14 protein-coding genes are annotated in these 12,043 nt (G+C 72.8%); 6 read left to right on the forward strand and 8 right to left on the reverse strand.

The features are described 5' to 3' along the window. Positions 1 to 98: 98 nt before the first annotated feature. Together ABT354_RS33745 and ABT354_RS33750 are read left to right on the forward strand one after the other, a co-directional pair. Positions 99 to 1,034 carry a hypothetical protein gene (locus ABT354_RS33745; protein WP_351500962.1) on the forward strand — a complete coding sequence of 312 codons (936 nt, stop codon included), beginning with the start codon at positions 99 to 101 and terminating at the stop codon, positions 1,032 to 1,034. Then, the gene (locus ABT354_RS33750; protein ID WP_351500964.1) at positions 1,031 to 2,506 is read left to right on the forward strand and encodes a DUF2079 domain-containing protein; all 1,476 of its coding nucleotides are present in this window, start codon (positions 1,031 to 1,033) and stop codon (positions 2,504 to 2,506) included. The genes ABT354_RS33745 and ABT354_RS33750 overlap by 4 nt, the downstream gene beginning before the upstream one ends. Positions 2,507 to 2,601: 95 nt before the next feature. Here ABT354_RS33750 and ABT354_RS33755 read toward each other — a convergent pair whose 3' ends face one another. Continuing rightward, entirely contained in the window at positions 2,602 to 2,973 is a 372-nt protein-coding gene (locus tag ABT354_RS33755) for a hypothetical protein (protein WP_351500966.1), read from the reverse strand. A gap of 99 nt (positions 2,974 to 3,072) precedes the next feature. Here ABT354_RS33755 and ABT354_RS33760 point away from each other — a divergent pair, with 99 nt between their 5' ends. After that, on the forward strand, positions 3,073 to 3,573 hold the full coding sequence (locus ABT354_RS33760) for a GNAT family N-acetyltransferase (protein ID WP_351500968.1): 501 nt from the start codon (positions 3,073 to 3,075) through the stop codon (positions 3,571 to 3,573). Here the strand turns inward: ABT354_RS33760 and ABT354_RS33765 are convergent. The 5 genes from ABT354_RS33765 to ABT354_RS33785 are packed head-to-tail and all read right to left on the reverse strand — an operon-like array spanning position 3,533 to position 8,342. Further along, on the reverse strand, positions 3,533 to 4,270 hold the full coding sequence (locus ABT354_RS33765; protein ID WP_351500970.1) for a hypothetical protein: 738 nt from the start codon (positions 4,268 to 4,270) through the stop codon (positions 3,533 to 3,535). The two genes, ABT354_RS33760 and ABT354_RS33765, sit on opposite strands and share 41 nt — an antisense overlap. A 23-nt stretch (positions 4,271 to 4,293) precedes the next feature. Continuing rightward, a complete protein-coding gene (locus ABT354_RS33770) occupies positions 4,294 to 5,910 on the reverse strand; it encodes an ABC transporter permease (RefSeq protein ID WP_351500972.1) in 1,617 nt (538 codons plus the stop codon). Between the two features lie 8 nt (positions 5,911 to 5,918). Continuing rightward, a complete protein-coding gene (locus ABT354_RS33775; protein WP_351500974.1) occupies positions 5,919 to 6,800 on the reverse strand; it encodes an ATP-binding cassette domain-containing protein in 882 nt (293 codons plus the stop codon). Then, positions 6,797 to 7,729, reverse strand: a complete 933-nt coding sequence (locus ABT354_RS33780) for a zf-HC2 domain-containing protein (RefSeq protein WP_351500976.1) — start codon at positions 7,727 to 7,729, stop codon at positions 6,797 to 6,799. The genes ABT354_RS33775 and ABT354_RS33780 overlap by 4 nt, the downstream gene beginning before the upstream one ends. Further along, on the reverse strand, positions 7,695 to 8,342 hold the full coding sequence (locus tag ABT354_RS33785) for an RNA polymerase sigma factor (protein ID WP_351501071.1): 648 nt from the start codon (positions 8,340 to 8,342) through the stop codon (positions 7,695 to 7,697). Before ABT354_RS33785 ends, ABT354_RS33780 begins: the two co-directional genes overlap by 35 nt. A gap of 208 nt (positions 8,343 to 8,550) precedes the next feature. On the opposite strand from ABT354_RS33785, the gene ABT354_RS33790 reads away from it, so the two are divergent. Then, positions 8,551 to 8,685, forward strand: a complete 135-nt coding sequence (locus ABT354_RS33790) for a hypothetical protein (protein WP_351500978.1) — start codon at positions 8,551 to 8,553, stop codon at positions 8,683 to 8,685. A 170-nt stretch (positions 8,686 to 8,855) separates the two neighbouring features. Beyond that, positions 8,856 to 9,740 (forward strand): NAD(P)-dependent oxidoreductase, encoded by an 885-nt coding sequence (locus ABT354_RS33795; RefSeq protein WP_351500980.1) that lies wholly within the window; start codon positions 8,856 to 8,858, stop codon positions 9,738 to 9,740. Positions 9,741 to 9,776: 36 nt separating this feature from the next. Here the strand turns inward: ABT354_RS33795 and ABT354_RS33800 are convergent, their stop codons facing one another. Together ABT354_RS33800 and ABT354_RS33805 are read right to left on the reverse strand one after the other, a co-directional pair. After that, a complete protein-coding gene (locus tag ABT354_RS33800) occupies positions 9,777 to 10,796 on the reverse strand; it encodes a CehA/McbA family metallohydrolase (RefSeq protein ID WP_502983549.1) in 1,020 nt (339 codons plus the stop codon). A gap of 66 nt (positions 10,797 to 10,862) precedes the next feature. Next, the gene (locus tag ABT354_RS33805; protein WP_351500985.1) at positions 10,863 to 11,627 is read right to left on the reverse strand and encodes a TetR/AcrR family transcriptional regulator; all 765 of its coding nucleotides are present in this window, start codon (positions 11,625 to 11,627) and stop codon (positions 10,863 to 10,865) included. Positions 11,628 to 11,747: 120 nt separating this feature from the next. Between ABT354_RS33805 and ABT354_RS33810 the strand changes: the two genes are divergently transcribed. Further along, entirely contained in the window at positions 11,748 to 11,969 is a 222-nt protein-coding gene (locus ABT354_RS33810; RefSeq protein ID WP_351500987.1) for a hypothetical protein, read from the forward strand. Positions 11,970 to 12,043 lie beyond the last annotated feature (74 nt).

The raw sequence follows: 12,043 nt of genomic DNA on the forward strand, positions 1-12,043 counted from the left end.
CACCCAGCACACACAGCACCATGAGCGACCGGTGTCCTGCCCATTGCAGCTGGGCAGGACACCGGATCTTCCACTGTACCGGCGGCAAAGGAAGGCAGATGTCCCGTATCCGTCCGCCCGCCCCCGTCAGGCGAACAGCGGTCGCCCTCCTCCTGGTCGCGCTGGCCGCCCCGGCCCTCTCCGCGTGCACCGACGGGTCCGACACCACCCGTACGACAGACGCGGCCGAGGCGAACGCCCGGACGCCCGGGAAGAACGCGCCCGCCCCCGCCGTCACCGGGATACGGAAGATCACGAGCACCACCGGGCTGGTCCTTCCGCTGGAGCGCCAGCTCTTCTCCGACCCCGAGCTGGGTCTGGTCATGCGCGCCCGGGAGAAGCTGATCCAGAGCTGTATGCGCGGCCTGGACCACGACTACACCTCGCCGAAGCCACAGCGGCGCGTCGGCCCCAAGACCCTGGTCGAGCGCCGATACGGACTCGCCGACGCGCGACTGGCCGCCGACCACGGCTACCACATGCCCGGCCGTGCGATCCGGCCCGATCCGGAGCTTCCCGACGAGCAGTACGACGCGATCACCGGGAAGGGCTCGCCGAAAGGGGTCCCCCGAGGGGGCTGTGCGGGCGCCGCCGAGCGGCGGATCGCCGGAGAGACCCCCTTCGGCCCGGCCGATATCGCGCAGGACCTGAACGGCCACTCCTACCGGCTCTCGATGCGGGACAGGCGGGTCAAGGAGGTGTTCCGGTCCTGGTCCTCCTGTATGCGGACCGCCGGCCACACCTACCCCGACCCGATGAAGGCCATGTCCGCGCCCGGGTTCTCCCGAGCCACCACCGGTGTGGGCGAGGTCGACACGGCCATGGACGATGTGGCATGCAAGAAGAAAACCAATCTGATCGGCATCTGGTACGCCGTCGAGACGGCCTACCAGCACCAGCTGATCGAACAGAACGCGAAAAAGCTCGAAGCGGTCACCGAAGCGAAACGGGATCAGTTGAAAGCTGCGCGGAAGGTGATGGACAGCTCGACATGATCTCGGTTCGACCCGCACCGGCCGAAGACTCCGAGGGCCCGGAGGGATCCGAAGGATCCCCCCGGGCGTTCGGCGTACGACAGGCCCTACGTTCCCCGCGCCTCCCCCATGTCCTGCTGGGCCTGGGGCTGTTCGCCGCGTACACGACCTTCTCCCTGGCCCGCTACCACCGCTTCGCCTCGATGTCCTGGGACCTGGCCATATTCGAGCAGGTGGTACGGAGCTACGCGCATCTCCAGGCGCCGGTCTCCGCCATCAAGGGCCATGAGTTCAACATCCTGGGCGACCACTTCAGCCCCGTCCTGGTGCTGCTGGCCCCGCTGTACCGGGTGTTCCCCAGCCCGATGACCCTGCTGGTGGTGCAGGCGGCGCTCTTCGCCGTCTCGGCGGTGATCGTCTCCGCGACCGCCGCGCGCTTCCTGGGCCGTACCCGGGGCCTGCTCGTCGGCGCCGCGTACGGCCTCTCCTGGGGGGTCCAGCGGGCGGTGGACTTCGACTTCCACGAGATAGCCTTCGCGGTCCCGCTGCTCGCCATGGTCCTGCGCCAGTTCCTGCTGGGACGGTGGCGGCATGTCGTCTACTGGTCGCTGCCGCTGGTCCTGGTCAAGGAGGACCTGGGGCTGACGGTCGCCGCCGTGGGCGTGTGCCTCTTCCTCGCCCGTCAGCGCAGGGCGGGCGCGGCGCTCGCCGTCTTCGGCGCGGCGGCCACCGCCGCCGTCCTGTTCGTCATCATCCCCAGTTTCAACCCGTCCAACGGCTATGACTACTGGGACAAGGTCTCGGACGAGAAGACGGACTCCCCCTCCCTGCTGAGCGGGCTCTTCGACGGGCTCGACATCAAGGGCGAGACCCTGCTGTGGATCATCGGTGTGACCGCCTTCCTCGCCCTGCGCTCCACGCTGGTGCTGATCGCGGTGCCCACGCTCGCCTGGCGGTTCGTCTCGCACGAGGGGAACTACTGGGGCACCGACTGGCACTACAGCGCCGTTCTGATGCCCATCGTGTTCATGGCGCTCATCCATGCCGTACGGGACGCGGACCGCTCCCGACGGCCCTGGATCCGCCGGTACGCGCGCAACGCGGTGCCGGCCGTCACCGCCATCGCCGCCACCATGTGTCTCCAGCTCCCGATACGGGATCTCATCCAGTCGGAGACCTATGACGGCGGGCAGCGGGTCGAGCAGGCGAAGGCGGCGCTCAAGGAGATCCCGGACGGTGCGACGGTCGAGGCGAACACGGGGCTGATGTCCCATCTCACCGGCCGCACCACCGTGTACTGGGTCGGCAACACCGCTCCGATCACCCCGGAGTACATCGCCCTCGACCTGGCCACGGGCTGGTCGTCCCCGCTGACCGACCCGGTCGGGTACGCGCGGCAGCTCCATCCGTCCGCCCGCTACGAGCTGGTCTTCCACCAGGGTCCGTACGCCGTCATGGCGCTGCGGGACGGCCCCGGCCAGGGCTCTTCCTGACCCCACGCCGTCGTTCTCCCGACCCCGTCCCGTCCGGCGGGCCACGCATCCCCGTGGCCCGCCGGACGGGTTTCACAGGCCCTCGGGCCCCCAGGTCAGGACCGATCGATCTCCGGCCGGCAGAGATCCAGGCTGTACGAGGCCGAGCACTCCGTGACCGCCGGTATCACCCCGCTCCCCCGCACCAGCTGGAACAGGGCCACCACCACCAGCACCGCGAACAGCGCAGTGAAGGTGCGGTTCATCGCCGACCGGAAGCGGAGCGAGGCGACGGTGCGGTACGTGTAGCCGAGCGCCGCCAGCCCCGCCACGATCGCGGTGACATTCACATAGCTGTAGTCGGTCAGCTCGCCGTTGACGATGGTGCGCTCCTCCAGGGCGATGGGGAGCAGGAACGGCAGCAGCGCCACCACGAGCGTCACGACACCGACCCGGCGGGCGAGTCGGCTGTCCAGGGTGTCTGTCATCGCGCGATCGTAAGGCCGCCGTACCCCTGCCCACCGAGCGGGGGGATCGATCGTTTCGCCACTGACGTTGACTGGTTACCGGCGCATTAGGATCGCGAAATGATCGAGACAGAGCGACTGTCGTTGCGCCCGTTCCGGGTCGAGGATGCCGAATTGTTCGTCTCCCTCCACGCCGATGAACGCGTGAACCACTATGTCGGGGCGTACTCCCTGGACAAAGCCGTCGACCGGCTGCGGATGAGCCAACGCCAGTGGGCGGAGCGCGGCCACGGGATCCTGGCGGTCCACCGCAAGGAGGACGACGCCTTCATCGGCCGGTGCGGGCTGACCCACTGGGAGAACTTCGACGAGACCGAGATCGGCTGGACCCTGACGGCGGACTCCTGGGGCCGGGGATATGCCACCGAGGCCGCTCGGGCCGTGCTGGACTGGGCCTTCACCGCCGTGAAGACCGACTACTTCACCGCGATGATCCACCCCGGGAACACCGCGTCGGTACGGGTCGCCGAGCGGCTGGGCTTCACCCCGCTGCGTGACGACACCATGTTCGGGCGCGGGGTCACCATCTACTCCGTGGACCACCCCGGCGCCCCTTCCTGACCGGACGCCCTCGTCGCCGGCCCGGCGGGCGGGGCAGCAGCACCAGCGTCGCCGCAGCCGCCACCGCGAGCAGCGGATGCCACCGTCCCACCGCCGCCGCCCAGGCGGCCCCGTCGGCCGGGTCGGCGAAGAAGGCCGCCGGCTCCGGGGGCAGCGTCAGCAGGGCGAGCACGGCCGCGATCAGGCCGGGGGCCGCCACCGCTCCCCCGGTCCGGCCCCCGGTCACGGCGAGACCGAGCAGCGCGAACGCCGTGGTCAGCAGGGCCAGCGCCAGCGCCTGGAGGCCGAGTTCCCCGTACAGCGACGACTCGTACAGCCATGACTCGTACAGCGACGACTCGTTCGGCAGTGACTCGTTCGGCAGTGACCGCCCGGCCGGGAGCGCGGCATGGATCAGCGCCGTGTCCAGTGCCCGTACGGGAACCAGCGCGAGCAGCGCCGCCGCGAGCCGTACGCCCCTCCGCCGCCACCAGGGCACCGGGCACACGGCGGTGGTGGGCGCGGCCGGGTCGTCCAGGACGAAGGCGAGCCCCAGCCCGCACAGGACGGCCGCGAGATGGAGCAGGGCGGCGGCGGCCCCGGGCCCGGGGGTGCGGCCGAGCAGCAGGGGCAGGGCGCAGAGGCCGGTGGCGAGCGCCGCGCCCCAGAGCAGCGGGCCGGTGCGGGCGGCGCGGAGTTCCGGCCCCAGAAGAGCCACCGTCCGGCCGCTCCTCGGGAGGGTCAGGTGCGGGCGCACGGCGACTCCGGGTCGACGGGGCGCTCCGGGGCCTCGACGCCGAGGAGGCGGGCGGCGCGGTCGGAGCGGGTGGCCGGGTCGGTGAGTTCGTCCCAGTGCTCCCGTACCGCCATGGCGACCCGGTCCGGGTCGTGCCGCAGCAGCCGCAGCGCGGTCTCCGCGTCGGTGTCCTCCGTACTCACGCCGATGTACGGGCCGAAGCCGAACACGGTCTGGCCGAAGCTGCGCCGCATACGGTCGCGCAGGGCCGGGGCGGTGTCCGGGGTCGCCTGGGCGGCCAGCCAGACCGTGACGAGGGCACGCCCGCCGCACAGCTGCTCGGGGCGGCGGCCGTCGGCGGGGCCGGTGCCGTCGTGCGGGCCGTCGGCGCTGTCGTGCGGGCCGACGACCACCCGGCGGGCGAACTCGGCGGCGAACCCGGAGACGGTGTCGGTGGCCGTGTCGTCCCCGCTCCCCCAGGCCGTGCCGACGGCGACGGCGCCTTCGGTACCGGCCCGCCGGTCGTCCTCGGCCCAGCGGTCGACGGGGCCGGCGTCGAGGACGGGCTCGCTGGACTCCGTGTACGGGGTGATGTGCTGGCGTACCGCATAGGGCCGCTCCCGGACCCGTTCCGGGACCCGGCGCAGCACCCCGTGGACGACCTCGGCCCACTGCTCGTGGCGTTCGAGGAACTCGGGGAAGGCGCAGTAGGTGATCCGTCCGTCGCGGACACAGCGCTGCTCGCCGGAGGGTGCGTACGCGGCGCGCTCCCGGGCGGCGAGCAGCTCGGCGGGGGCGGGCCGGCTCTGGACCGTTCCGGCGGCGGTCGTGACCGCGAGGGCCAGGGCGGTCAGGGCGAGCAGCCGGCGGGGCCGGGGGCCGGTCCGCAGCAGCGCGGCGCAGCCGACGGCGACGGTGAGCGCGAGCAGATAGAGCAGATGGGCGGTGGCGGGCCGGTGCAGCAGCCCGGAGGGGAGGGCCTCGTGGCCGGGTGAGGCGAAGACGACCGGTGTCCACCAGCGCCAGTCGGGGTCGAGGAGGGCACCCGCCATGGTGGCTGCGGCGACCAGGACGAGCACGGCCGGGGCGGTGGCGACGGCGGTGGTGAGCGAGCCGAGGAGGACCGCCAGGGCCCCGGCGAGGGCGACGACGGCGGGTCCGGTGGCGAGTTCGGCGGGCGACGGGGTGCCCACCGCGCCGGGGCGCAGCGCGAGCCAGCCGGTCCACAGGGCGGCGAGTGCGGCGGTGACGGCGGTGGCGGGGAGCACCGCGAGCAGATGGGCGGCGGTGCGCCGGTGGCGCGGGAGGGTGAGGGCCGCGTACCAGCCGTGGGTGGTGTCGCGGGCGGGGCGCAGCACGGCGAGGTGGGTGGCGAGGAGGACACCGGCGGCGGGGAGCAGCAGGGGCAGTTGGAGCGCGCGGTCGGCGTCGTGGAGTACGGGGTGGTCGGCGGCGCCGGTGAGGGCGGTGCGCAGCAGGACGGCGGCGCAGAGCAGCAGGTTGCCGAGGAAGGCGGGGTGGCGCAGGAGCAGCCGGGATTCGAGGCGGGCGAGGGCGAGGGTGGTGGCGCGCGGGTTCGTGGTGATGTCAGTGGCCCTGCCTGTGGTCATGTTCGTGGTCATGTTTGTGGTCATACGGGGGCGTCCTCGGGGTGGGCGTTGAGCAGGAGGTAGCCGTCCTCCAGGGTGGGTTCGGCGAGGTCGGCGCCGGGTGGCGGGTCGCCGATGTTGCGGTGGACGCCGGTGCCGGTGCGCCAACCGGCGAGGGCGCGGGGGTCGCGTCCGGCGCTGTACCAGACGCGGTTCCGGGCGAGTTCGGCGAGGCCTGCGGGGGTGGAGTCATGGCGGACCCGGCCGGCGTGGAGGACGACGATCCGGCCGCAGAGGGCGGCGACGTCCTCGGTCTGGTGGGTGGAGAGCAGGACGGTACGGTCCGCTCCGAGGTCGGCGACGAGTTCGCGGAAGCGCAGCCGCTGTTCGGGGTCGAGGCCGACGGTGGGCTCGTCCAGCAGGAGCAGCCGTGGTTCGCCGAGCAGGGCGGTGGCGAGGGCGACGCGCTGGCGCATGCCGCCGGAGAGGGCCTTGAGTTTCCGGCCGCGCGCGTCGGCGAGGCCGACGGCGTCGAGGACCCGGCGGACCTCCTCGTGGCGGCGGGGGCGGTCGGTGTGTTCCTTGAGGACGGCGATGTAGTCGACGAACTCGAAGGCGGTGAAGTGGCGGTGGAAGCCGGGGTTCTGGGGGAGGTAGCCGAGGGCGCGGCGGATGTCCTGCCGTTCGCGGGGGTGGCCGGGGTCCCGGCCGAGGACCCGGACCTCGCCGGAGGTGGCGGTGAGGGCGGTGGCGAGGACCCGCATCAGGGTGGTCTTGCCCGCGCCGTTGGGGCCGAGGAGGCCGGTGACTCCGGTGGTGAGGTCGGTGGTCACCCGGTCGAGGACGGTGGTGCGGCCGTAGCGGACGGTCAGCTCGCGGACGGAGACCGCCGGGGAGTTCGCGGGGGGCGTACGGGGGGTCATACGGGCCTGCCTTTCTGGAGGTCGAAGCCGGCGCGGCGCAGGACGAGGGCGGTCGTGGCGAGGAGCAGGGCGGCGGCGAGCGCGGACTGGGCGGGCGGCGAGAACAGCGCCCCGGGATCCCCGGACTCCCGGGTGACGGCGACCAGGAGCAGCCAGCCGGTGGCGGCGGTGGCCGCGGCGGGGACGGAGCCGAGGCGGGGCAGCAGCAGCAGGCTGACGACGGTGACCAGCAGCGACGGCAGCAGCCAGGCGAAGGCGGCGGGGGTGACCTCGGGCAGGGCGAACGAGGCGGCGCCGGTGAGCAGCAGGGTGGTGGCGAGGACGGCGGTCGTCCGGACGAGGACCAGGCGGAAGGCGCTCACCGCGGCGACCTGGCCGAGTTCATAGCCGGGGTCCCAGTGGCGGCCGAGCGCTCCGGCGATCCCGGCGGCGGGGAGCAGCGGCGCGATGGCGAGGAGGGTGATCGGGGGGCCGGTGGGGGGTGTGGCGAGCCATGCGGTTCCGGCGGTGCAGAGCAGGGTGAGGAGGGTGCCGCAGAGCCAGCCGGTGCGCAGTGCGGGGGTGGCGGCGAGGATCCGGGTGATGTGGTCGGGGACGCCGAGGGCGAGGAGTGCGCGTTCCCAGCGGCCGGGTACGGGGAGGTCGGCGGCGAGGTCGAGGCGCCGCCAGCCGTGGTCCAGGTCGAGTTCGGCGGGGTCGGTGAGGGGGAGGAGTCGGGTGCGGCAGGGGAGGCAGTGGTCGAGGTGGGGTTCGAGGCGGTGGCGGGCGGCGGGTCCGAGGGTGCCGAGGGTGTAGTGGCGGAGGAGGACGGCGGCCGGATGCCCCCCGTACCCGTACCCCTGCTCCTGCTTTCGCTGTTGTCCTTGCCCTTGCTCTTGGGGGCTTTTGTGCTGTTCATCGGGGTTGTGCTGCGGTCGGTGGTGGGTCATCGTCCCCTCCTCGCTCTGTCTCTCCGCTGCCGCGCGGGTCGGCGGCCTCACGGGCCAGTTCCTCGCGGAGCCGTCGGCGGGCCCGCATGGCCCGGGTCTTGACGGTTCCGGCGGGCAGCCGGAGCCGGTGGGCGGTCTGCCGGGTGGTCAGCCCGTCCAGGACGGTGGCCTGGACGACCTCCCGGAGATCGGCGGGGAGCCGTCCGAGGGCCGCGTGGACGGCGCCGAATCCGCCGCTGTCCAGGAGCTGTTCCTCGGCGGAGGGCGCGGCGGGCGCCGGCCACAGGGCGGTCAGGGCCCGGCGCAGCCGCCCCTGGCCGCCCTCGGTGCGGGCCCGGTCGGTGATACGGCGTTCGGCGATGCGCCAGAGCCAGCCGGCCGCGTCCCGGATCTCGGGCTGCCGCCCCTCGGCGCACCGTCGCCACACCGCAAGGAAGGTCTCCTGGACGATGTCGTCCCGTTCGGCGGCGTCGGCGCAGCGGTAGCGGAGGCGGGCGGTCAGCCAGGGGGCGTGGCGCCGGTAGAAGGTTTCGAAGGCGGCCCGGTCGCCGTGGCGGAGCGCGGCCAGGAGTTCGGCGTCACCGGCTGCGGCAGCTGCGGCGTCAGCGGGCACGTGATGGGCGCGCCACTCCCCCGCCCCGTCGTCGGTCGTTCTCTCCGTCACATCTGCTCGTCGGTGGCGGAGCGCCGAACGGTTCACGGTGGGGCTGTGACGCCCGTCACCTGCCGCCGGGGAGCCCATCTCCCCGGCGCCGTAGGGCTCGGCCCCGGCGCGGGGAATCCGTTCGCGCACCCGGCAACGCCCGCACTAGACAGGGTGGATGCCTGACTCCCTTCCGCACTCCATCCGGCTGCGCCCGGTCACCGGCGACGAGTTCGAGACCTGGGCCCGGGTCATCGCCGACACCTACGGAGAGGAGCGTTCCCCGGCGGGCGCGGCCTTCCCCGCGTTCTGAGCACGCCTTCCACTGATCGCACCCTCCTTTGCTTACCAGAAGGTAAGTACCCCACAAAAATGTAGGTACTTGAGCACAGGGGTGTGCGCACCCAGGATGAGGAGCGACCCACCAGACCACTGCTGAACGCGGCATTGCCGAGCGCAGCACCGCCGAACGGGAGCGAGAACATGACCGGGCACAACCCCACACCGGTGACCGTCATCGGACTGGGCTCGATGGGCCGCGCACTGGCCCAGGCCTTCCTCCGCGCCGGACACCCCACGACGGTCTGGAACCGCACACCGGCCAAGGCCGCTCCCCTGGTCGCCGAGGGAGCCGCCCACGCCGCATCGGTGGAACGCGCGGTCGCCGCGGGTCCCCTGGTCATCGCTTGTCTGACCACCTTCGAGGACACCCGGGAGGCACTGCTGCCCGCCGCCGGGGAGCTGCGCGGGCGGACCCTGATCACCCTGAACAGCGGCTCCCCGGCGGGCGCCCGCGACCTGGCGGCATGGGCCACCGGCCAGGGCGCCCGCTTCCTCGCCGGAGCCGTCAAGAACGTGCCGTCGGCGGTGGGCGCGCCGGACACCCTCGTCTACTACAGCGGCGACCGGACCGTCTTCGAGCAGTACGCGACGGATCTGCGGACGCTGGGCGGCGACACCGTCCACCTCGGGGACGAGAGCGACCTCGCGGCGCTGTACGAGACGGCGGTGGGCGCACTGCTGCTGCCCGCGCTGGTCGGCTTCTTCCAGGGCGCCGCCGTCCTCCAGTCCCGGGGCCTGCGGGCGGCGACCATGGTCCCGTTCAGCGAACGATGGCTGGACATGATCAAGTCCCTGCTGCCGGTGTACGCCGCCGAGATCGACAGCGGCGACTACTCCGACGGCGCCTCCTCGGTGAACCTCTTCCACGCGGGCGCGACCCATGACGCGGAGCTGACCCGGGAGACGGGCGTCGACACCGCCTGGCTGTCCCCCCTGAACGACCTGGTGGACCGGGCGGTCCTCGCGGGCCACGGCGAGCACAGCGTCGCCGCGCTGACGGAGATGCTCAGGAAGTCATCTTCTTAAGAAGACGCTCACCGGAAGGTGCTCGCCGAAGGCCGCTCACTCCAGCAGTACGGGATTGGTGACCGCGGCCATCGCACCGTCGGGGTGCCGCACCTCGGCCCGGACGAAACCCGACTCCCCGGCGTCGGTGGCCCACTCCACCGTCCCGCTCCCCTCCGGCGGCAGCCCGGCGGTGTACGCCCGGCCCCGCTCGGTGTGCAGCTGGACCGTACCCGAGGGCACCCCGCCCACCCGGACCCGTACGGCGACCGGTCCACCACCCCGCAGAGTGCCACCGATCCCGGCGCTCCCGCCCCCGCCGTGGACGGTGAACGACAGCTCCACGGCGGCCGACCCGGCGATCCAGCTGCGCCCCGCGCGCAGACCGTCGAGGATCGCCGCCGGGCTCGGCTCCTCCGCGAACACGACCGTATGGGGAAGGGCGAGCTGCCCGGCCAGATGGGCGTCGCTGCTCCCGATCGCCGGGCGCCACCGCCCCCGGTGGACATCGGCGGCGAGCAGGCGCCCCCACTCGGCGAGGGCCTTCTCGTTCTCCGCCTGCCAGGGCCGGTCCGAACTCCACGCCCCGTTCCACACCTCGACCAGATCGAAACCGTCGTACGGATACATGAAGGTGCCCCCCGGATACGGCGCGTACGGATGGCACACCACCGCGAGCCCACCCACCCGGTGCACCTCGTCGAGCCCTCGGTCCAGCACACCGTCCCGTACCCCGTACCGCCAGTCGACCACCTGCCCGGGAGCGAGCCCCAGCGCCAGCCAGTGCCCGGTCCGGGTGGTGACCTCCTCCCCCAGGATCACCACCAGATCGTCCCCGGCGCACCCCCAGACACCGTGCCCGTCGGCGGTGTTGTGCTCCGTGGTCGCGAGAAAGTCCAACCCGGCCGCACGGGCCGCCGCTACCAGCTCCTCCGGCGTCAACTCCCCGTCGGAGTGCACCGAGTGCACATGACAATCCCCCCGATACCAACCACGGCCCCGACCCCGTACCCCACCGGCTTCCCCACCGGCTTCCCTGTCCGCAGGCCCGTCAGATGTGCTCGCCCTGTCCGCCATTCCGCCACCGTAGGGCGTGTCCGCGACGTCGCGGACCGGAGCCCCTCCAGGCAACGGCAGGAGCCCTCACACCGAGGGCGCCCCGTCGGGCGGGAGGATGCGGGAGAGGTGATAGTCGAGGACGGCCTGGACGGCCGCGAGGGTGCGGCGGCCGTGGAGGATGTCGAGGCCGAGGCCAGTGGCTCCGGCGATCAGGAGGTCGGCCTCGTGGTGGGGGGCGGGGTGGTGGCCGGCGGCGATAAGGTCGGCGGCCTGGCGTTGCAGGGGGTGTTCGGCGGCGAGGAAGACGGCCGCCAGCGACGGGTCGGTGAGGCTGCGGGCGTAGTACGCGGCGAACACCCGCAGCGCGGCGGCGCGTTCCCGGTCCAGGGGCAGGAACTCATGGAGCAGGGCGCGCAGCAGGACCCGGGGGTCGGTCGTCCCGGCGGGCATCCGGGTGCGCGCGAGACGTTCGCTGTCCTCGTGGAACAGGCGCAGCGCGTCGACCAACAGGGTGTGCTTGCTGTCGAAGTGGTACCGGACCACCCGCAGCGACACCCCCGCCTCGGCGGCGATCCGGCGCATGCTCGCCGCGTCGAGCCCCTGACCCGCCGCGATCCGCCACACCGCCTCGGCGATCCGGCGCCGCTGCCTCTGCCGCTGCCCCGTGTCGGTCGGGCGCTCCCCCGGCGGAGGCGATCCGGGCCCGGGGAGCCGGTCCCTGCGACGGCGGTACGCGCGTGCCTGGCAGCTGCGCGAGCAGTAGACGGAGGGGCGGCCCCGGCGGGCGGCGGGCAGGGCCGTTCCGCACTGTCCGCAGCCGGGCCCGGGGGTCTTCTTTTCGTCACGCACGGGCTCACCTCAGAACCAAAATGAGTGTGACGGAAGGACAGAATCCTCCTTGCCGAGGCTCCACTTCACCCAGTGTGACTGACACGTTCGTAACGTGTTGAGTCACAGGAGATGAGAGCCATGAAGTACGACTTTCTGAAGATTCTCGGCGTGACTGTCCTCGTGGGCTTCGGCCAAGGTCTGATCCGCATCCTCACGGACCCCGACGATCTGGGCCTCCTGCACTGGCTGCCCGGCGGCCCCGCTCCCGCGCTGCTCGCCCACGCGGTGCTCACCATCGCCGGGGTGGCGCTGACGAGTTGGGCGCACTCCCAGTCGAAGACCCTGAGCCGCCGCACCTGAGCGTCTCCGTGCGAGCTTTCCCCCGGAACGGCTGTACGGGGCTCAGAGACCCTGGCGCCCCCCGGACCCTCCCG

It is taken from the genome of Streptomyces sp. NPDC000594 (assembly GCF_040299965.1).
GTDB lineage: Bacteria > Actinomycetota > Actinomycetes > Streptomycetales > Streptomycetaceae > Streptomyces.